Here is a 21,333-nt window from a genome sequence, read left to right as displayed (position 1 = left end):
CTTTCGGGAGGCCCGCATGGCTGACCAGGTCTATGTTACCGAGAAAATCACGTTTCAGTCCAATATGGAACTGGCCCTGCAGCCGCGCGGTGGCGAGCTGCTGACTACCTGCATGGAAGGCGATCTGGACGGCATTCTGGCCGAGATCGAGGATTTCTTCGGCGCGGTGGAAACCGAAACCGTCGAAGGGCGCCACGTGCCGATCGTGCCCACCGATGGCGCGCAAACACGCCTTTGGCTGGGCAAGCCCGCGCCGGATTATTTCGACAAGCTGGTCAACAAGCAGGACCAGTTGATGGCCAATATCGACCTGACCGGTGGTTACACCATGCAGGGGTCGGCGGCCATTCGGCGATACCACAACCGCCAATGGATCAACGGCTTTTTCGGTGGCCGTCTGACCGGGCAGGGCGGCACGGCAGGCACGACCGTGGTGCCATTCCCGACCGCGCAGGTGATCCCGGCCAATTTCGGCTATGGCGCCAGCGGCAGCAACCATCTGAACGTGGCCAAGATCATCCAGGCGCGCACGGTGCTGGCCCTGGGCGATGTCGATTTCGACCAGTCGATGGCCTATATCATGGTTACGCCGATCCAGATGGGCGATCTGATGAAGGAAGTACAGGTTACCAGCGACGAATTTCGCGCGCTGGGCGGCCGGGCCTCGGCGGACGGCAAGAAGATCATCCAGTTCCTGGGCTTTGAATTCATCGAAGTGAACCTGGCCAGCCCCAGCTATGCCACGCGATCGCCGACCACCTATACTTCGCCCACCACGGGCCAGCTGGTGCGCAAGCTGCCGTTCTGGGTAAAGGCCGGGGTCTATGCCGGGTGGTGGGAACGGCTGTTCACCAACATCACGTTGCGCGAGGATCTGCACTACGAAACGCAGGTCTATGCCCGCAGCTGCATGGCCGTCACGCGCACGCAGGACGGCATGTCGGGCTTTATCGAATGCTACGAAAGCTGAGGTAGCGCGCACCGCGTGGCACGCGCCACGCGGTGCCGTCTGCCCCCCAACGAAAGGGTTGAGACATGCCATTTGGTTATTCGGTACAGGCCCAGCAATTCTGGGGCACGACCCCGCCGCAGTTGATGGATGGCGGCGTGGTCAATGCAGAGCGCCGGTCGTCGACGTTCGTGATCACCGGCGCGTCGCTGGTGGCACAGGGCGTGGGCGCGGCGAACGATATCGTGCTGATCGGCAAGCTGCAGGCAGGCGCCTATTTCGTCGACCTGCAGGCGCAGAGCGATACCACGCTGACGGGCGTTACGCTGGAATTCGGGTATGGCACCACGCCGCTGCCCGCCTCGATCGTCAGCGCCACCACGTTTGGCTCGATCGTCGCCCCGGCGGCGAACACGCTGAACACGCTGCGCCCGGTGGCGCAGCGCGTGGCGGGGCAGGTTACCGCCGACCAGTATCTGTTCATGACGATCGCCAACGCGGCGCTGCCGACGGCGTTCAACATGGAACTGCTGCTGAATTACATGATGACGAACTGAGCGCGCGGCCCCGGTTCGCCGGGGCCGCCGCAGTGTAGGAAACGGCGATGGCTGCATATTATTACCAGATCCCGGCCGGGGGCCGCGTGCAGGATGTGTCGGTCGGCGCCGGAACGCCCTCGATCGCCGCAGACACTATCTCGGTCATCTTCAACAAGACGGTCGAGATCAACCGCAACGACGTGATCATGGCGCTGGAACAGATCAAAATGGCGATTTTGGAAAACACGTTCCCGCCGGTTTGACGGAGCGCGGCCGATGCCATCGAAAATCGCCATCTACAATCTGGTTGCGGGCCATCTGGGGCAGGACGAAGTCCTGTCCTTTCCCGCGATCGGGCCGCTGGGCGATGCGATCGCAATGTTCTGGGAAACGGCGCGCGAAAACACGCTGCGCGCCAACACCTGGCATTGTGCGCGCACGCGGGTGACACTGGCACCCACCGCCGTACCGCCCGCGTTCGGCTATACCAACGCATTCAATCTGCCGGGCGATTTCGTGCGTATTGTCCAGGTCAGCATATCGGGATTTGGCGATTTTCGCGACTATGTGCGCGAAGGTCGCCAGTTGCTGTCGAATTTCGCACCGCTCAATCTGGTCTATGTCTATGACCTGAAAGAGGTCGATTATTTCGACGCCGATCTGGCCATGGCCTTTTCGCTGATGATCGCCGGGCTCGCCGCTGAAAAAGTGACCGGCGATGGCGATCTGGGCCAGCGGCTGATCCAGCAATTCCATGACAAGTATGACGATGCCGCACAGGCCGATGGCATGGAAGATCCGCCGTTGCAATTTGCCGAAGACGACTGGATCAACGCGCGGTGGAATGCCTCATACGGCCCGGTTGCCGCCGGATACCAGTAAGCCGTGGGCAACCAGCATGTCCTGATCGACAGCTTTGCGGGCGGCCAGATCTCGCCCCGCCTGTTCGGCCGCAGCGATCAGGGCATCTGGGACATCGCCGTTGCCAGCATGGTCAACTTTGCGCCGACGGTCGAAGGGCCCGCGATCAAGCGCAGCGGATCGCAACTGGCGGGCGTGGCGGCGGCCGGGGCGACCACGATCCTGCCGTTTGAGTACAACGCGACCGAGGCCTATGCGCTGGTGTTTTCGCAAGGGCTGGTGACGGTCTATTACGACGGTGCGATCCTGACCAATGGCGGCACGCCGGTGACGATCGCGGTGCCCTATGCCGCCGCCGATGCGCCCGGGCTGATGTACTGGCAGGATGCCGACGTGCTGTATCTGTGCCACCCAGGCTATCCCCCGGGCAGCATCAACCGCACCGGGGCCAGCACGTTCACTTATACCGCGCTGGCGCTGAAGGCCGGGCCCTATCAGCAATCGAACAGCGACCGCACGATCACCGTCTATCCCAGCGGCACGACGGTGGATGCATCGGTGACATTGACGGCCAGCAGTGCGATATTCCAGTCCGGGCATGTCGGCGGGTCGATCCAGCTGCAGGCCGCGGATTTTTCCGCCTATGTGCAGTGGAGCCCGGGCATACAGGTGGCCGCCGCGCAATATGTGTGGTGGGAGGGAAATCTCTACCAGCAGCAGAACGGCAATTGCACCGGGGCGACGCCGCCCACGCACACGCTGGGTTCCGAATGGGATGGATCGGACGGGCCCCCGCCGAGCAGTTCGACCAACGAGGGCGTGCTGTGGCTGTTTGTGTGCAACCAGTTCGGCCAGTTCACCATCACCGGCACGACCGGCACGCCGACCAGCCCCAGCACGACCTGCACGGCCACGGTTACCCAGGCCGCGCCGCCGTGCATGTCGACCAGCAGCTATGCCACCTGGCGCTGGTCTTTGCCGATGTTCTGCACCGCGAATGTCTGGCCCAAAGGGTGCCTGATCTGGAATGGGCGCCTGATCTTCTACACCGATTTCTGGATCATCGGATCGGTGGTCAATGACTTCCTGAATTTCAACACGTTCGACCCAACCGGGCTGGTTCAGGCGGATCTGTCCTATTCGTTCCGCATCGACGGGTCGGACGCGATCCAGTGGGCGGCGGTGGATCTGCAACTGGTGTTTTCGACCACGCGCGCCGAATATATCGTGACCGGGCAGAACAGCAGCGCCGCGGTCGACAGCACCAATATCCAGGTGGTGCGCCAGAGCAATTACGGCAGCGTGCCGGTGCGCCCGGTGCAGGCCGAAGAGCGCGTGATCTTTATCCAGCGCGGCGGCCGCAAAGTGCGCGAAGGGCTCTATTCGGTGATCTATGGCCGATACCAAAGCCAGAATGACACGGTGTGGTGCCGCGACCTGGTGCAGCCGGGGATAAAGCGCCTAGCCTGGCAACAGGAAACCGAAGAGCTGATCTGGGCGCTGCGCAACGATGGCATTGCGCTGGTCCATGCCTTCAACCCCGACCAGCAGGTAAAAGGCTGGTCGCAAGTGCCGATCGCCGATTTTGGCGGGGCGAATGCCAATGTGATCGACATGTGCAGCACGCCCAATGTCAGCGGCACGACCGATGTCATGTGGTTTCTGGTCGAGCGCGCGGGCGGCGTGATCACGGTGGAATACCTGAACGATTGGTGGGTAGAAGGCACGCCGATCGCGCAGGGGCGATTTCTGGACGGCGCGCTGTCGTATTCGGGCGCGCCAGCGACACATTTCGGCACCGGGGGCAGCGGGTTTCCATCGAACTATTACGGACAGACGATCAGCGTGCTGGCCGATGGCGTGGTGACATCGGCGGTGGTGGCCGGCGATGGCAGCTTTACACTGGGCACGGCGGCCAGCCAGGTTACGGCGGGCATCCTTTATACCGCGCAGATCGTCGGCCTGCCGCCGAAACTGGTGAACCGGGCGGGCGGCCAGAGCGAGCTGGTGAAAAAGCGTCTGATCAAGGGCATCATGCGGGTGATCAATTCGGCGGGGCTGTTCCTTAGCAGCCTGTTGACGGCAAAACCCACCGAAATGCTGCCGCGCCCGCAATCGACCCCGATGGACAGCGCGCAGCCGCTGTATGACGGGCCGACCAATGATCTGTTCGTGGCCGACAGCACCAACCGCAACGGGCAATGGGTGATCACCAGCCAGTTGCCGTTGCCCGCGATCGTCAGCCAGATGCGTCTGGAATATACGACGGAGGAACAGACGTGATCGCGTTTGAACCGATGCGGGCGGCCCACGTGCCGATGATCCAGCTTCGCGCCGGGCAACATGGCACGCTGGGGCTGCATGAGCCGCAGATGACCGAGGAATATGGCTGGCAACTGATCGGCGCCGGGCCGTGCTGGGCCGGGATCGAGGCGCATAGCGGCCGGGTGGCGGGGGCGGCGGGGTTCACCGTGGTCTATCCCCAGCAGGCGGCGGCCTGGGCGCTGTTTTCCGAATGCTTTGCCGACCATACGCGCGCGGTGGTGCGGTTTGTGCGCGAACAGATCGTGGCGGGGCGATGGGCGCGCGTGGAGGCGATGACGCGGTGCGACCGGCCCGAACAGGGCCGCTTTGCGCAGGCATGCGGATTTCACCGGGTTGCGGTGCTGCGGCGGTGGGGCCCGGCGTCGATCGACATGGTGCTGCACGAAGTGATTGACGGCAAACTGTGGGAGAAGCGCCATGCAAGCAGCGGGTGCTAACCCCTATGCCATGGGATTGCAGGCATTCGGCACGATCGGCCAGGGCGTCGCCGGGATGCAGGCGGCCGATTACAACGCCAGCATTGCGCGCCAGAACGCGGCGATCGCCACGCAAACCGGCCTGACCCAGATCCAGAACAGCGATATGCAGTTCCGCCAGGCCGAGGGCAAACAGATCGCCGCAGCGGGCGCCAGCGGCGTGTGGGGCACGACCGGATCGCCCCTGGAGGCGCTGGCCCAGTCGCGCCTGGAACAGACTTATTCGGCGATGAACATCATGCGCGCTTCGCAGGTGCGCGCGGCAGGGTTCGACGAAGAGGCACAGATGGACCAGCAAAGCGGCCTGATGAAGATGCTGGCAGGGATCACCGGCGCGACCAGCGGCCTGATGAAAACCCAGACCGACTATGCCAACGCCAACAACCAGTATGGCTATAACCCGCTGTCGCCCGGCGGCGCGGTGCAGCCGTTTGCCCCGGATGAAAGCCTGTATCCCAGCGTGGCGCAGGTGATGGGCTGATGGCCGATTTTGCGCCACCACCGGTGCCGACACCGGAAGCCACGCCCTATCTGCCCGAGGCGGCGACGCCCGATGCCTTTGGCGCGCCGGTGGCCGGTGCTGCCGAACAGGCGGGCGCGACGATGCAGGCAGGCGCGCTGGACGCGCACCGCATCCTGCTGAACAACCAGTACGATGCCGATCTGTCGGCGGCGCAAGTGCGCGCGGCGCAGCTGCGCCCGCAGATGCAACAGGCGATCGCCACGATCCAGGGCGACCCGGATCTGAAACTGCCCGAATATAGCCAGCGGGTGGGCGACGCGTTTGACCAGATCGCCGGGCAAGTGACCGACGATGTGGCCAACCCCAAGATCGCCCGGATCATGGCCGCGCAAGTGGCCGACATGCGATCGAGCTATGCCACCGAGGCCGGGCAATGGCAGACCGTGCAGACGGCGGGACAGGCGGTCGGGCAGTTGGGCGCGCTGAAGCAAGCCCTGACCGGGCAGGCCTATTCGTCGGCAATGCCCGATGATGTGCTGAAGCTGGGCCAGCAATGGTCTGACACGGTGCACAGCCAGCAGGGCCTGACACCCGACCAGCGCAGCGCGATCGCGTTGAGCGGGCTGGAGGAATTGCCCGTGGCCTATGGCCAGGGCCTTGCCTATTCGGATGACCCGGCCAAAGTGCGCATGGGCTATCAGCTTTACCAGAGCGGATGGTTTGCGCAGGCGGGCGTCAAGGGCGACCAGTTGCACCTGCTGGGCCGCATGTTCGACAGCCGCATGGCGCATGTCGATGCCCAGCAAAAGGCGCAGAACGAGGCGGCGATCCAGGGCTTTGTGGGCCAGACCGATCAGGCGCTGGCCACGATCAACGCCGGGGGCAATGTGCCCATGCCGCAATTGCAGGCGATGGCGCAACAGGCGCGGCAACTGGCGGATGCGGCACAGGCCGCGGGCAAGCCAAAACCGGAACTGATCAACCGCGCAGACCAGCTCGAAGCCGCCCTGGCCAAAGTCGATGTCAATGGCCGATACCAGTATCTGCCCCCGGCGCAATTGACTGCCATGGCCGAAGCGGCCGAGGCGGACAACGCGCGCAAGGTGGCGGCGGGACAGCCGGTGAGCCTCGCCGAGGGCGCGCATGTGCAGGCGCTGCGCAATCTGGCCAATACCACGCAGGCGGCGGTGCAGAGCGACCCATGGTCACTGGCCACGGCGCGCGGCGTTGCACCCGCGCCGCTCGATCCGACCAACCCACAAAGCTATGCGACGCGGGCGATGCAGGCCCAGCAATTGCAGCGCGTTCTGCAACTGCCCTATCCGATCGCGCCTTTGCAAAAACCGGAGGCCGAGCAGCTGGGCAAGCAGGCGGCCAGCAGTGAACAGGGGCGCATGGCCGCACTGGCCACGCTGGATCATTTCGATTTCGCCACGCGCGATCTGGCGGCGCGGCAGGTCATGCCGCATGACAGTGGTTTCGTGATCGAGGCGGGGCTGGACCCGTTCAACCGCGAAGTGGTGCAGCAAGGTCGCGAGCGCGCGAGCGCCGACCCCGGCTTCTGGTCGGCAAAACCGGCCGATGCGGTGCCCGGCACCAAACCGCCCGCACAGGCGCATATCGCCGATCTGAACGCGCGGGTTGATGCAGCGCTGGGACCGATGATGGATCAGACCGAAATCGCCGGCGTGAAAACCACCGCGGCGAACTGGATCGCCGGCATGCTGGTGCGCCAGGGCCGATCGAGCATGACCGTTACCGACACCGATGTGCAGAACGGATTGCGCGCCGCGCTGGGCGGCCATGTGACATCGGGCGGGCAGGTGACGGGCGGGATCGGATCGTGGGGCGCGCCCAACAATGTCTATGTCGTGCCGACCAGCATGAACGCGCCGGGCTTTGTCAATTACGTCAACCGGCAGGTAACCGCCGATCGCGCGAAAGGTATGGGCCCGGTCAATCCCGATGGCACACCGTTCAATCTGAGCCAGGCGGTGCCCGTGTTCGCCGGAAACGGCACATACAAGTGGAAAACACCCGCCGGATGGGTGATGGCCCCGGCGCACCCCAGACAGGCGCCACAGCCCTATCTGACGCGCGGGGCCAATTGACGTGGGCGTGTTGCAGACTGGCCAGTTGCTGCCACCCGAACAGCAGGGCGGCCCGCCGCCGACTGCACAGGCCAGCGACACCGATATGGCCGCGGCGTCTTCACCCGGGTTCGGCACAACCTTCGGCGCGGCAATGTCGGCGGCCAAAGACCAGACCTGGACCGTGGCGCAATTCCGGCTGAACAGCGCCTATTCAGGGCTGGCAGACCAATTGGCGACGCAGACCGGGCAACCGGTGGATGCCTATTATATGTCGGGCCAGAGCGACACCAAGGCATCGCCCATGCGGATATGGCAGACGATCGCCGCGCGCCGGCAGACTGACCCCGATTTCATGAAAGATGTCGGCAGCGACCAGGCCGATTTTGAAAAGCGCGTGCTGACACGCGGTGGCCAGCACCAGATCGATGCCGCAACGGCATCTGCAGGCGGATGGTTGCCCAATCTGCTCGGCACGGCGGCAGCCGGGGTCTATGACCCGTTTCAATGGGTGGCGGCCACGCTGGGCGGCCCGGAAGTGGGAACCGCCGCGCGCAGTATCGTGGCGGGCGGTCTGGCCCGCGTGGGCGTGGCGGCGGCGACCAATGCCGCCTTTGCAGCGGCGGAAGAGCCGATGAACGTCGCGACGCGCCAACAGATGGGCGAAACCGTGACACCGGGCGATGTTGCACAAGACATCGGCGGCGCGGCAGTCTTTGGCGGTGCATTGCACCTAGGCGGCGAACTGTTGGGCCCGGTCGCGCGTAGTGCGGCGCAGGCGGCGGCGCCGGTGGCGCAGCCGATCGCCGACACCACGGCGGCCGCGCTGCGCAACGCGGGCGATCAGGCGCGCACCGGCTATGAAAGCGCGCTGGCGAAAGTCTATTCGGCATTGCCCGATAGCGTGCTGCAACAGCACTTTGCGGACAAAACCGCACCATTTGAACGCACGCCCGACGAACAGGCCGCGTTGAACGTGCTGGGTCGCCAGGGCGAAATCGACGCGACCAATCCCTATCAGCCCAGCTATGCGGCGATGGCGGTGCACCAGGCCAGACTGGCGCAGGCTGGCGCGGCGCTCGATGACGGGCGCGTCGCCCAGGGTGGCGCATTCGCCAATCCGCCTTCGAGCGGACCGCAGGCGGCTTATTTCGATCGACTGGCGACGATCGAGAGCGGCGGCCGGGCCAATGCCTCGCCGGGCACGTCGAGCGCGAAGGGCCTCTATCAATTCACCGATCAGACGTGGCTGAACCTGTACAAGGCGCACTTTGGCAGCGCCGGGCAAACCGATGCGCAGATCCTGGCGCTGAAAACCGACAATGGATTGCAGAACACGCTGGTGCGCGATCTGACGCACCAGAACGCGGCGGCATTGGCACATCAGGGCATCGCGCCAACAGACCCGAACCTCTATCTGGCGCACTTTGCCGGGCCGGATGATGCCGCGCGGATCATCAACGCCGATCCTGCAACGCCGATCTCCGACGTAATGCGCGCCCGCTCGATCGAGGCCAATCCGTGGTTGCGCGGCAAGACGGCCGGCGACGTGCGCGCCTGGGCAGAACGCAAGATGGGCACCGGCGGCGCAACGGTCGCAGCGCCGATCGCGACGGGCGACGACACGGACGCCACGCTTGCCGCCAGCGATGCCGCTGACGCCGGGCTTGAGGCGGACGAGGCGGCCGCGCCCTATGATCAGGAAGCACCGCCCGGGCCCGACGGTGGAACGCCAGCGGAACTGCCCTTGTCGGTGCAAACGCTGATGCCCGCGCTGCGCGCGGCGGTGGCCGACAAGACAGTACGGCTGAACCGGTTTGACGATCTGGCGCAAAGTCTGGGCGCATCGAGCGAGGACGTGCAACGCGGTCTGTCGGAACTGGTGCGATCGGGCGAGCTGCGCCAGCGATCCGACAATGGCAGCTTTACCCGGGCGGCGCCGCCGGCGCGGGAACTCAGCCTGATCCAGTGGATCAAGGCCAATGGCGGGATTACCGACCCCGGCGGCGATTTTGCCGCGATGGGCCTGAACGACTGGTACAAGGGCGGCCCGTTTCGCGACAAGAAACCGATCATTGCGCCCGATGGTACACCCGATCGCGGCGCCGACACGGTGATGCGCGCGGCGGTGGAGGCGGGATATTTTCCGGAGCATCGCGCCGCGCTGGATGCAAAGGGGCCCGACGCGCTCGATACGAACGACTTGCACAAGGCGATCGATCACGAGCTGCGCGGACACCCGCGATATCCCATGGCATCGAGCGCGTGGGAAAAGGCGGTTGGCCTGACCGTTTCGGATGACGGACGCCTGCCGCCTGGTGAGGCGCCGATCACCGGCCCACGCACGATGGACGAGGCGTTCGGCAATCTGCCCGAACACCTGCAGTCGGATCTGTCGCTGGCATCGATCGTCAACCATGATCGGCCGATCGAAAGTCTTGACCCGTGGATCGTCGATCGCGCACACTATCTGTGGCATGAAACCACGCTGCCGATCGACGAAGCGCTTGACCGCGCGGTCAACGATTATGCGGCCAAAAACGCGCGCGAAGCACTGGCGGAAACCGGCGACAAGAGGTATGGCAATGTCGACTATGAATGGCCAACCTACCATGATCCCGAACCCGAGGGACAAGGCGCAGCAACAGCGCCAGATCGCGGCGGACAAGCGCCTGCCGATGGCATTGCGGACGCGGGCGGCGCACGCGGCGGATCTGATGGAAGCGGCGGCGGCCAAGGCCAGCAAGGGCCAATAGACCCCGAAGCCTTCCGCGAATACGACAGCCCGGATACCGATCGCATTGCCAAGGCAGCCGACAGCGCCTGGCACGACATCGAACAGCGCATCGATCCGGCCATTGCCGAGCGCGACCGCCAACGCGTGCAAATGGGGTTTGATGCGCCGTTGCGCGGCGAGAACAAAACAGGCGTGGCGCAAGAGGGGACCATGGGCCTTGGCCTGTTCGATGCCAGCGATCAGCCGGTGTTCGACCTTGGCCCCGGCGACAACGCGGGCAAGATCGAGGCGATCCAGTCGGCGCTGAACGCCGATCAGGACGCGCTCAACACGATCACTTCCTGCCTGACGCCAAAGATGGGTGGACAATGACGATATCGGTATGCGTGTCCGGGCTGATCGCCGATGGCCGGATCACCAAAGGGCAGGGCGAAGAGATCGAGCGTTACTACACCGCGCATTTCAATCGGCTGAAAGGCCAGATGGATATGATGGCGGCGGCGGATCTGGCCAGCGAGCGCGCCATTCGCCAGATGCAATATGCCATCGACCGGCGCAAATTGCTGGCCGCACGCGCGATCGAGACGCAGACCCGGCTGAACGAACAGTTGCACGCCTATAACGGCGGCAAGATGTCCGACGGCAAGGGCGGCGGCCCGATCGACCCGCGCGCGTTGCCGGCGCTGCTGGGCGGCAACGACCCGCGCCACCTGGGCGGCACGCTCGAAGGCAAGCACATGGCCGTGCAGGCACAGATCGACAGCATGATGCGCCAGGTGCTGCTGAAACATGGCCCCGATGTATTCGGCCGGATTACCGACAAGGCCGGCCTCGACGATCTTGGCCGCGAAGCCTTTGGCCAGGACACCGGCAACCATGCCGCGCGCGATCTGGCCAAAGCGTGGGAAACCGCGCGCGAATGGACGCGCGGCCGTGCCAATGCTGCGGGGGCCGATATCGGCAAGCTGGAAGACTATGGCCTGCAGATGCATTGGGACAGCGACAAAGTGCGCGCGCTGCCCGATTATGCGGCGTTTCGCGATGTGGTGCTGCCGGAACTCGACCGCACGCGGATGATCGACCATGAAACCGGCGTGCCGTTCGACGATGCGAAGCTCGACGAAGTGATGCACAAAGTCTGGCAGGGCATCCGGTCGGACGGGTGGGATGATCGCGAGCCGGGCGGCGTGGGCCGCGCAAGCATGGCCAATGACGGGCAGGACCCGCGCTTTTTCGTGTTCAAGGACTACGACAGTTGGAACCGCGCCAACGACCGGCTTGGCAACGGCAATGCGTTCACCAGCATGAATGGCATGCTGGAACACCGCGCCCGGCAGATCGCGGCGCTGGAAACGCTGGGTCCGAACCCCGATCACACGATGCAATGGCTGCAGGACGTGGTGACCAAGTCGGCCAAGACGGACGAAGCGCCGAACACCAGGGCGCCCGAGGCAGCCGCGCACCAGAACCGCATCGCCAACAACATGTGGCAGGAATTCAAGGGCACGCTGAACCGACCCGAAGACAAGAAAATCGCCGCGTTTTTCGGGACCATGCGCAATCTGAAAAGCGCGGCCGCGCTGGGAAGCGCGTTCATTTCGCAGCAATCGGATCTGGGCCTCAACTGGTCGGCCCGCGCGTTCAACGGATTGCCGGAAATCAAGGTGCTGGGCCAATGGCTCGACATGCTGAAACCCAGCCTGAAAGAGGATCGCGAATTCGCCGCGCGCCAGTTGATGGGGCTGGAGGAACAGCGCCACTATACGGCGGTGCAAAACCTCCTGTTTGGCCGCGAATTTGCAAAGCCCTGGTCAACCCGCATGGTGTCGACGGTGATGAACCTGCAAGGATCGTCGCGGTGGGCGCAGTTGGGGCGCCACAATTTCGGCCGGGATTGGTGGGGCGCGATCACCAGCGAGCGGGCCAAGGCATGGGATGCGCTCGACCCCACATTTCGGGGCGCAATGCAGCGTGGCGGATTTGACGCGGCCGCATGGGACCAGCTGCGCGCCACACCCACCGAAGATGTGCGCGGCGTGCCATGGATCGTGGCCGACAATATCCAGGATGAAAACCTGCGACTGAAAGCCGCCGAGATGATCCTGCGCCAGGCGCACACGGTGGTGCCCATTCCCGACCTTCGCGCCCGCGCGGCGATGAACAGCGTGGTAAAGCGCGGCACCTATCTCGGCGAAATGCTGCGCAGCCCGATGATGTTCAAAGGCTTTGGCGTGTCGATCGCCATGGCGCAACTGCAGCGGATCATGACGATGCCGGCGCAAAGCGCGGCGCGCTATGCCGCACGCTTTGCGATCGGCATGACGGTGCTGGGCGCGCTGGAAACGCAATTGCGTCATATCACCAAGGGTCAAGATCCGGAGGATATGACCAAACCCGGGTTCTGGGGCAACGCCATGCTGGCGGGCGGGACCGGCGGCATCTTTGCCGATTATCTGAAAGAGGCAATGCAAGACCCGGACAAGGGCATCCTGTCGATCTTTGCCGGGCCGATGGCAGAGGATCTGCAGAACCTGGCACACGTGGTGGTGAACAAAGGCCCCGACGGCGGCATGGCGCTGAACCGCAACCCGGCCGGATCAGCCTACAAATTCGCGCGCACCGCATTGCCCGGCGGATCGATCTGGTATGCGCGCCTGGCGTTTGACCGGATGATCGGCGACGAAGTGCAACAGGCGGTTGATCCGAATTACCGCCATAGCTGGTCGACCGTGCAGCAATATGCCCGCGAGCGCGGATCGCCGATGTTCGCCCCGCCCGGCGAACCCATGCGCGCGCCGGACTTTGGTCGCGCGACGGGCCAGCCTTCGCAACCTTGACGCAAAGCCCCCGCTGTGAGACACAGGGCGCGCCGGACAAGCGCGCATGCCCCGGCCCCTGTGGTGAGTAGCACCCGGTCACGCGGTCGTTACACGCGAGAAGCGGCCCCGCCCACTGGATAAGCCCTTCGTCTGAGTGTTTGACACACAGCGAGGGTTTTGCGTGACGGTTCCCGTCGAAATTCCGTTCACCACCTTTACCGGCGATGGCAGCACCACGTCTTTCGTGGTGCCGTTTTCGTGGACGGAAAGCGGCGACGTGCAGGCCAATTACACCGCCGGCGGGGTGACGACCAGCGCGGGGTATTCCATCACCGGCACCAGCGGCAATTCGCATGTGGTGTTCAGCGTGGCGCCGCCGGCGGGCGCGATCGGCGCGATCTGGCGGCAGACACCGGTCGAACAGGAACAGTCCACACCCTTTGCCAGCGGCGGGGCGTTTCCCAACCAGGCGTTGATGGCCGGCCTCGATGCGGTGACGCGCATGATCGCAGAGCTGAACCTGCAACTGGCGGCATGTGTGCGCGGGCCGCTGGGCGATACGATCCAGATCCTGCCGCCGGCCACCGTGCGCGCGGGCAGTTATTTCGCGTGGGACGCCACGGGCAAGATACCGATCGCAGCCAGCGGCACGGGCGCCGATGCATCGCTGCGCGCCGATCTGGCCGCGCCGACGGGCGGCGCGATCGTCGGCTTTCAGCAATCCGGCACTGGCGCGGTGGGCCGCACGATCCAGGCCAAGGCAGGCGAGGGGGTCAGCATCCTAGATTACGGGGGCGCGGCCGACGACGAAACCGACAATTATCCCGCGCTGATGGACGCCATTGCGGCGTTTCAGGCGTCGAACGGCAATCCCGACTATGTCGCCGGGCCGCGCATCCGGTTTCCCTGGGCGCCGCTGCCGTATTATTTTTCCGAACCAGTCAATCTGAAAACGACGGTCATTCTGGAGGGCGACACATCGCCCTATGCCTTGAACGGGCTGGCGACGGTCTTGCGGTTTCCGGAAAGCACGCCCGGTTTTATTGTCAACCGCTACAACACGCTGGGATCGACGACACTGACGACGCCGACGACGGGCGCGGATGGCAGCACGTTTCGCAATCTGGCGATTGTCGGCGGCGGCGGCCCGGTGGATTACACCGGCAACACCGCAGGCATCTGGGCGCGCGCGCAAGTTACCATCGAGGATTGCTATGTCGCGGATTTCGCGGGCAACAATGTGCAGATCGTCGCCACCAGCGGCGCGGGGGGCGCGGCCGAGGGGCAGGCGAGCGGATACAAGATCGACGGCCTGTACGTGAATGGATCGGGCCTGCACGGCGTTTACATCCAGGGCGGCGATGCCAACGTGGGCAGCACCAATCGCATCAATGTGCACAGCGCCGGCGCCGGCGGCCTGATCGACCTGTCTTTCCTGGGATCGACCCATATCAGCACCCAGATCGATGACTGCAACGCCAACAACCAGTGCCAGGTCAGCTATACTGACGGCAACGCCTATCAGTTGATCGATCACACCCCGGGCATAGGCGCCAGCACGACCCCGGGCACCAACGCGGCAATATGGTATCCGCTGGGCACAACGACACAGTTTCCGGGCCATCCGGCGTGGTCAAACGCCGGAACCTATGTCATCGGATCACCGTTGTTTGTGCAATCGGGCGGCCCGGCCCCGGACAACTTCATATCGCCCTATATCGAAGGCGGCCTGCCACTGGCGCATCTGGGCAGCGCATCGATCGCGTTCAACCCGATCAACGGCGCGGCGAATTTCACCAACACGACACCGGTGTGGTTCAACGACGGCGGGGTGGGATCGTTTGTCATGTCGGGATTTCGCCTGGCACAGAACACGCCGTTTCAATCGGGCGGCAACAGCTATTTCTCATTGGCCGGGCTTGGCGAGGGCGGCGCCAATTATGCCGGGACGATTATCAATTATACCAACACGCTGAATTGGCCGCTGTCATTCCGCCTTGCCACCAATTTCGAGGAAGGCAGCGATGCCGATATCGCGTTTTCCTATGCATTCAGCGATCAATACCAGTATTTCACCGGGCCCAACACAACGCAGACCTTTGGCCGCACGGCGCCGGTGCCCTATGTTTCGGGATTTCCCCAAGTGGCGATCGGCAGCGGCGCCAATGCGCGCATCATGGCCAACGGCACCGCAGCGCCCACCACCGGTTATCACGCGCAGGGCGAATTCGTGTGGAACATCGCGCCAACGGCCACCGGCACGCTGGGATGGTCATGCACGGCATCGGGTACACCAGGCACATGGACGGCGGTGACGGTCCCATGATGCACAATCCCACCACGACAGGATGCCCCGGCTAATGGCAGACGACGACGACAACAGAACTGACATGCCAAAGGCTGATCTGCGCGGGATGCGCACGATCACCCAGGCAGACGCGCGCGCGATCGCCGTGGCGCTGCTGAAGGAAGCAACCGAGCAGATTTATTCGGCCACCGGTCGCGGGATCTGGTCGACGTTCAAGACGCTGTTCTGGCCAATCGCGATCGGCGCGCTGTTGTATTTCATGGTGCTGACCGGGCGCCCGCTGGCGATGGGACCGACCAAATGACCCACACATTTGCCGATGCATTGCCGGTCGTGCTGACCGAAGAGGGCGGCTTTGTCGATGATCCGCGCGACCCGGGTGGCACGACCGATCTGGGCATCACAGCGGCTGTCTGGGCGTCATGGAGCGGTGAACCGGCAACAGAGGCTGTCATGCATAGTCTGACGCCTGAGAAAGTCACACCGCTCTACAAGGCGTGGTTTTGGGACAAGGTTGCGGGTGAAAAACTACCCGATGGCCTCAATCTGTGCGTGTTCGACTTCGCGGTAAATGGCGGTGTCAGTCGTGCGGCCAAGATGCTGCAACAGATTGTCGGTGCATCGCAGGATGGCATGATCGGCCCGGGCACGCTGGTGCAGGTGGGCGCCTATATGGCGCTGCAGGGGGGGGATGGTCTGGTTTCGGCCTATAGCGAGGCGCGGCGCACGTTCTATCGCGCAGACCCGCGCTTTTCGGTGTTTGGCACAGGATGGCTGAACCGCGTGGCGCATGTCGAGCAAGTGGCGCTGTCATGGCTGGCGTGACCACCGAAACCGCGCGGCCGACGCCGTGGTCTGAACGCACGATCGCGGGCCTGGCGCTGGCGTTCAATGTGAACCTGATCATCTTTGCGCTGTTTCTGGTGTGGCGGAAATGGCCAGACGCGGTAGCGCCCTCGATCATCTGGTACCTCGGCGGGGTGCTGATCATCATGGCGCTGGGTAATCTGCTGATCATCGGCGGCATGATGTCGCCCTGGATCGGCACGATCAGGGTTTCCGGCATGGGCATGGATCTGGACGTCAACGGCGGCGCCGACGCGGGAGCGAATTGACATGACGAAAGTTATCACCTCGGGCACGCTGGGCGGCGACGGCGTGGCCTATGTCGAAACCACCGATGTCAATGGCAGCCCCGCCAAGATCGGCGCGGTGACGCTGGTCGACCAAAGCGGCACATTGCTGGGCCCGACCGGCAATCCGCTCGCCATCCTCGACGGATTTCAGGCCGCTGTCACTGCCGCATGGACCACGGCGACAACCGTGAACACCGCGTTGGCGGTCAACACTGCGGGGTATGACACCATTGTCGTAACTCTGAACGCAGGCGCCACTTTCGCAGGCGGCGCAGCGGTGTGCGAAGTGTATGACGGCGTGAACTGGCTGCCCATCAAGGGTTCTGTGGTGCTGAACTACACCACCACCGGCAACACCATAACGCCAACAGCCAACACCATTGTCGGGTATCAGTTCGGCGTGGCCGGATTTCCACAATTCCGCGTCCGACTTGGCACGGTGCTGAGCGCGGGCACTTTGGGAGTGACGATTATCGCGTCATCGGCGCCCGATACGTCGCTGGTGACAGTCGGGCTCGATCCATCACAGCCGCTGCCGTCCGGAACGAACAGCGTCGGCACGGTCGGGTTGAATGCCGGCGGGAACCTGATTGGCGCAACGGTGCCATCGGCAGTTAGTTCATCGATCGGCACGGCATTGTCTGCACTGCGAATCCCCAGCGGTGCCAGCGGGGTGGTCAAGGCATCGTCCGCGCGCTTTTATGGCTATGACCTGATCAACACCCAGACAACGCCGCGCTATCTGCAGCTTTATAACAAGACGACCGCTGGCGTCCCTGGCACCGATACCCCGGCCATCACGATCCCGCTGACGGCGAGCGGATCAAAAAATACTTTCAGCGATATCGGTGTGGCCGAAAGTTTGGGCTTGAGCTGGGCGATTACCACAGATGCGCCGGGCGCGACGATCGGCGCATCGGGCGATGTGCTGGGAACGGTGTATTATGCCTGAAATCGTTTTGTCATTGCTGGGAAAATACTGGCAATCGGTCGCACTGGTCGCGGTGTCATTGCTGGCATGGCATTTCGATGCGCGCGCGGTGGCCAATGCCGACGCCGTGCGCGTGCAGGCCGCACAGTTCAAACAGGCACAAGCCAGCGCGACCGCGATCGCGCAGGCCGCGCTACAACACGTCGATGCCATCTATCAGGCCAAAGCGCAGGAGGCAGACAATGCCCATCAAGCCCAATTGGCGGACGCCCAGTCTGCCGCTGATCGCTATATCGCTTCTCACAGCGTGTGCCCCACAGCCGCTGGCCGTAGTGCCAGCCCAGCCCCTGGCGCCGCCCAAAGTGCCGCTGCCGGCGTTCCTGCAAGCCTGCCCGCCGGCGCCGTCGTGGTATCCGCCAACGACGTGCACGCCTGTACCGCCGCCGTAGGCTACGCCTTCGCCGCACGAAACTATGTGCTGTCGATCTCTGCCGCATCGCAATCCACCCCGAGCGCGGAGCCCACCGATGGCGATCATTGAAATCATCGTCATGGTCGCCGCAGGGTTCGCCCTGGGCGTCCTTTTCATGGAGGTAAGAATGAGCCTGTTTGCCCGTCTGGCCGCGCTGGAAGCGACTGCCAAATCGATTGTCGAAAATGCCGCCGGCAATGTCGAACGCGCGGTGGAAACCGTCAGCCTCGATGCGTTCAACGCGGTCAAGTCGACGCTGGAAGGCGTGGTGTCGGACATTGCCGCGCTGAAAGCCGCGATCGGCAGCGAAAGCGATGCGCCGACCTCGACCACCACGACCAGCACGACCGCATCGACCACGGGCGAGCCGGCCGCCGAGATCCAGCAGATCGGCCCGGCCGCGACCGAAAGCACCGGCGCGCCGGCGAGCTGATTTCCCCAGGCCGTTCGGCCCAGCAAAGGAGGCCGCCATGCGCTGAATGAGGATCTTCCTTGCAACCAAAACAGCCGCGGGGCCCCACCCCGCGGCTATCTTGTTGGAATTCCAACATTGGAAAATGTTGGAAGGGTTCGCGAAAACCCCACGCAAGCTATTGATTTATTGGCGCGCCCTGCTGGATTCGAACCAGCGACCACCGGCTTAGAAGGCAGGTGCTCTATCCAGCTGAGCTAAGGGCGCGCGCGGGGCGTGCATAAGCCGGGAGCGGGGCGGATGCAAAGGGGAGTTTTTGGCGGGATGTCCGCATCTTTTTTTCCGCCTTGCGCAAAACAGTGGCTGGTTTCTGCGTGCAGGGCGGTTAAGTTGGGACAAGTGTCAAGTTTTTGCGAGGGTGGTTGCATGCGCAGGCGGTTGGGCGTGTTGGCGGGGTTCGCCGCCGGGGTGTCGTTGGTGGCGGGTGTGCCGGTCGGCGCGCAAACCGCGCCCGGCACGTTCGATGCGTATCGTGGTGACCGGTCGACGGGCTGGCTGGGGCAGACGCGGTCCGAAGTCATGGCGTTGAACGGCATGGTTGCGACCAGCCAGCCGCTGGCGGCCGAGGCCGGGATCGAGGTCTTGCATGCGGGCGGCAATGCATTTGATGCGGCGGTGGCGACGGCAGCGGCGATCAATGTGGTCGAACCCGAAGCGACCGGGATGGGCGGCGACATGTTCGTGCTCGCCTGGGTGGCCAAAGAGCACCGGCTGGTCGCGCTCGATGCTTCGGGCCGGGCGCCGATGGCGGCGACTTTGGCGCATTACCGCGCGAAATTTGGCGAGAACATGCCCGAAGATGGCCTGGAATCGGCGGTTGTGCCCGGTGCGGTTGATGGATGGGCCACACTGCTGGGCAAATATGGCAAGCTGGGCTGGCACGGCGTGCTGGCTCCGGCGATCCGCATTGCCGAACAGGGCTTTCCCATCAGCCAGCGGATCGGCACCGAATGGGGCATGAGCCGCGACTTGCTGGCCAAAGACCCCGACACCGCCGCGATCTATCTCAACCACGGCACGGCGTGGCACTGGGGCGACATCTTCCGCAATCCCGATCTGGGCAAGGCGTTTCGCCTGCTCGCCGATGGCGGACGCGATGCCTATTACAACGGGCCGATCGCGCAAGCCATCGTCGCCAAGTCGCAGGCCCATGGCGGGCTGTTCACCATGGCCGATTTCGCGCAGATGCACGCGCGCTGGGTCGATCCGATCAGCACCACCTTCAACGGCTATGTGATCCACGAAATGCCGCCCAGCACGCAAGGGTTTGCTGTGCTGGAAATGATGAACCTGATCGAGGTGTGCCCGGCCAGACTCGGGCTGTCGCCCGACCGGATCAATCCCAAATCGGCCGATTTCTGGCATCTGATGGTAGAGGCCAAGAAGATCGCCTATGCCGATTTGCGCACGTACAATGGCGATCCCGATTTTTCGCATGTGCCGGTGGCGATGCTGATTTCCAAGGAATTCGCCGCGCAGCGTTGCGCCAAAATCGACATGAAGCATGCCGCCGCGCTCGATCCTTCGGAAGAACCGCTGGGCGGCACGGCCTATCTGACCACCGCCGATGCCGAGGGCAATGTCGTCAGCTTTATCTATTCGGTGTACAATTTCTTCGGGTCGGGGGTGACGGTGCCGGGCTATGGCTTTGTGCTGAACGATCGCGCGGCGGCGTTCACGCTCAAGCCCGACCGGCCCAACACGATCGCGCCGGGCAAGCGCCCGTTCTATACACTGATCCCCGGGTTTGTGACGCATGATGGCAAACCGTTCGCGTCGCTGGGCGTGATGTACGGCGATCAACAGGCGCAGGGGCAGGCGCAAGTGCTGGTCAACATGCTGTTGTTCGGCGCCAATCCGCAGGCGGCAGGCGATGCCGCCCGCTTTGCCCACGCGCAGCGCACCAACCGGCTACAACTGGAAAGCCAGCTCTATGATGCGATCGGCGCCGACCTGAAAGCGCGCGGCCACGATGTCCATTCCGCCGACGGGTTCGACATGGGCGGCTATCAGGCGATCATGATCGACCCGACAACCGGCGCCTATCGCGGCGCATCCGACCCGCGCAAGGATGGCGAGGCGATCGGGTTTTAAGCGGCGGTGACAGGGGCGGTCATTGGCGGCGGCGGTTGACAGGATCAAAGCAAACGTCGCAGTTTCGGGCGCGGCTCTATTCGCTTGTAGGGCAAGCCGTGTGGGCTACGCTCGGTTGATGAAAAAGAATCGCAATGCCTTTGCAGTAGCTTGTGCGCTTGCTCTTGGCGTGTTCCCGTCTGGGGGACACGCCTATTGCGTTGGCTGGGACAAGACGCTTCCGAACTACGATCCGCAATACTATTCGGTGAGCCATGAATTGCGTCGGTCGGAATGGGTCCTCAAGGCCAAGGTCATAAACGAAACCTGGATCGGCGACGACGGGAAGGCAAAGCCTTTGCAGCCGCCTTTCCAAAACGGCGCTCCGCGACCTTGGGGATTTGATACCTATGCTGGTGCTTTTTACGACCTTCAGGTCGAGCACGCATTCAAAGGAACTCCTCCACCGACCATCAGGGTGTTCAGTGAGAATGCGACGAATCGGTTCTGGCTCAAAGAAGGGCAGGAGATATTGGCATTCGTCTCTGAAGAGGTGTTTGAAGAACCAATTGGCAAGCAGTTCACACTGGACACTTGCGGAAATTTTCGGACCTATCCCAAAGCGAACGGGTTAGTCGCGGCGGTGCTCAAGGCGGCGAAGGCTTCCAAGTGATTGGCGGCT

At 63.7% G+C, this 21,333-nt stretch carries 19 protein-coding genes and 1 tRNA gene; 19 read left to right on the top strand and 1 reads right to left on the bottom strand.

Translation table 11 applies throughout. The features are described from left to right. The first annotated feature begins 16 nt into the window (after positions 1-16). From AQZ49_RS02505 to AQZ49_RS02425, 17 genes are all read left to right on the top strand, one after another. Positions 17-970 (top strand): phage capsid protein, encoded by a 954-nt coding sequence (locus AQZ49_RS02505; protein ID WP_156428090.1) that lies wholly within the window; start codon positions 17-19, stop codon positions 968-970. Between the two features lie 65 nt (positions 971-1,035). Next, positions 1,036-1,506 carry a hypothetical protein gene (locus AQZ49_RS02500; protein WP_067612311.1) on the top strand — a complete coding sequence of 157 codons (471 nt, stop codon included), beginning with the start codon at positions 1,036-1,038 and terminating at the stop codon, positions 1,504-1,506. A gap of 47 nt (positions 1,507-1,553) precedes the next feature. Further along, positions 1,554-1,751 carry a hypothetical protein gene (locus AQZ49_RS02495; RefSeq protein WP_067612308.1) on the top strand — a complete coding sequence of 66 codons (198 nt, stop codon included), beginning with the start codon at positions 1,554-1,556 and terminating at the stop codon, positions 1,749-1,751. A gap of 13 nt (positions 1,752-1,764) precedes the next feature. Beyond that, the gene (locus tag AQZ49_RS02490; protein WP_067612306.1) at positions 1,765-2,370 is read left to right on the top strand and encodes a phage connector family protein; all 606 of its coding nucleotides are present in this window, start codon (positions 1,765-1,767) and stop codon (positions 2,368-2,370) included. Between the two features lie 3 nt (positions 2,371-2,373). After that, the gene (locus AQZ49_RS02485) at positions 2,374-4,632 is read left to right on the top strand and encodes a phage tail protein (RefSeq protein WP_067612303.1); all 2,259 of its coding nucleotides are present in this window, start codon (positions 2,374-2,376) and stop codon (positions 4,630-4,632) included. After that, positions 4,629-5,111 (top strand): hypothetical protein, encoded by a 483-nt coding sequence (locus tag AQZ49_RS02480; protein WP_067612299.1) that lies wholly within the window; start codon positions 4,629-4,631, stop codon positions 5,109-5,111. The genes AQZ49_RS02485 and AQZ49_RS02480 overlap by 4 nt, the downstream gene beginning before the upstream one ends. Continuing rightward, the gene (locus AQZ49_RS02475; protein ID WP_197410884.1) at positions 5,092-5,631 is read left to right on the top strand and encodes a hypothetical protein; all 540 of its coding nucleotides are present in this window, start codon (positions 5,092-5,094) and stop codon (positions 5,629-5,631) included. The genes AQZ49_RS02480 and AQZ49_RS02475 overlap by 20 nt, the downstream gene beginning before the upstream one ends. Then, positions 5,631-7,724 carry a hypothetical protein gene (locus AQZ49_RS02470; RefSeq protein ID WP_067612294.1) on the top strand — a complete coding sequence of 698 codons (2,094 nt, stop codon included), beginning with the start codon at positions 5,631-5,633 and terminating at the stop codon, positions 7,722-7,724. Before AQZ49_RS02475 ends, AQZ49_RS02470 begins: the two co-directional genes overlap by 1 nt. A gap of 7 nt (positions 7,725-7,731) precedes the next feature. Then, positions 7,732-10,812, top strand: coding sequence for a hypothetical protein (locus tag AQZ49_RS02465; protein ID WP_156428089.1), 3,081 nt, complete (start codon positions 7,732-7,734; stop codon positions 10,810-10,812). Then, positions 10,809-13,277, top strand: coding sequence for a hypothetical protein (locus AQZ49_RS02460; protein ID WP_067612284.1), 2,469 nt, complete (start codon positions 10,809-10,811; stop codon positions 13,275-13,277). Before AQZ49_RS02465 ends, AQZ49_RS02460 begins: the two co-directional genes overlap by 4 nt. Before the next feature lie 163 nt (positions 13,278-13,440). Then, entirely contained in the window at positions 13,441-15,585 is a 2,145-nt protein-coding gene (locus tag AQZ49_RS02455) for a hypothetical protein (RefSeq protein ID WP_067612282.1), read from the top strand. 64 nt (positions 15,586-15,649) lie between these two features. Further along, positions 15,650-15,871 carry a hypothetical protein gene (locus AQZ49_RS02450; RefSeq protein WP_156428088.1) on the top strand — a complete coding sequence of 74 codons (222 nt, stop codon included), beginning with the start codon at positions 15,650-15,652 and terminating at the stop codon, positions 15,869-15,871. Continuing rightward, positions 15,868-16,392: a glycoside hydrolase family 108 protein gene (locus AQZ49_RS02445; protein ID WP_067612278.1), complete on the top strand. Its 525-nt coding sequence runs from the start codon at positions 15,868-15,870 to the stop codon at positions 16,390-16,392. The genes AQZ49_RS02450 and AQZ49_RS02445 overlap by 4 nt, the downstream gene beginning before the upstream one ends. Then, positions 16,380-16,682, top strand: a complete 303-nt coding sequence (locus AQZ49_RS02440) for a hypothetical protein (protein ID WP_067612275.1) — start codon at positions 16,380-16,382, stop codon at positions 16,680-16,682. Before AQZ49_RS02445 ends, AQZ49_RS02440 begins: the two co-directional genes overlap by 13 nt. A 1-nt stretch (position 16,683) precedes the next feature. After that, positions 16,684-17,655 carry a hypothetical protein gene (locus AQZ49_RS02435; protein ID WP_067612272.1) on the top strand — a complete coding sequence of 324 codons (972 nt, stop codon included), beginning with the start codon at positions 16,684-16,686 and terminating at the stop codon, positions 17,653-17,655. After that, positions 17,648-18,175, top strand: coding sequence for a hypothetical protein (locus AQZ49_RS02430; protein WP_067612268.1), 528 nt, complete (start codon positions 17,648-17,650; stop codon positions 18,173-18,175). Before AQZ49_RS02435 ends, AQZ49_RS02430 begins: the two co-directional genes overlap by 8 nt. Next, entirely contained in the window at positions 18,162-18,539 is a 378-nt protein-coding gene (locus tag AQZ49_RS02425) for a hypothetical protein (RefSeq protein WP_067612265.1), read from the top strand. The genes AQZ49_RS02430 and AQZ49_RS02425 overlap by 14 nt, the downstream gene beginning before the upstream one ends. A gap of 169 nt (positions 18,540-18,708) precedes the next feature. Here the strand turns inward: AQZ49_RS02425 and AQZ49_RS02420 are convergent. After that, positions 18,709-18,785 (bottom strand) — tRNA-Arg (locus AQZ49_RS02420). A gap of 159 nt (positions 18,786-18,944) precedes the next feature. On the opposite strand from AQZ49_RS02420, the gene ggt reads away from it, so the two are divergent. Beyond that, positions 18,945-20,672, top strand: a complete 1,728-nt coding sequence (gene ggt / locus AQZ49_RS02415; protein WP_156428087.1) for a gamma-glutamyltransferase — start codon at positions 18,945-18,947, stop codon at positions 20,670-20,672. 118 nt (positions 20,673-20,790) lie between these two features. Continuing rightward, positions 20,791-21,324 (top strand): hypothetical protein, encoded by a 534-nt coding sequence (locus AQZ49_RS02410; RefSeq protein WP_156428086.1) that lies wholly within the window; start codon positions 20,791-20,793, stop codon positions 21,322-21,324. Positions 21,325-21,333: the final 9 nt, after the last annotated feature.

It is taken from the genome of Novosphingobium sp. FSW06-99 (genome assembly GCF_001519065.1).
In the GTDB taxonomy this organism is placed as follows: Bacteria; Pseudomonadota; Alphaproteobacteria; order Sphingomonadales; family Sphingomonadaceae; genus Novosphingobium.
This window is presented reverse-complemented; position numbering and strand designations above follow the sequence as displayed.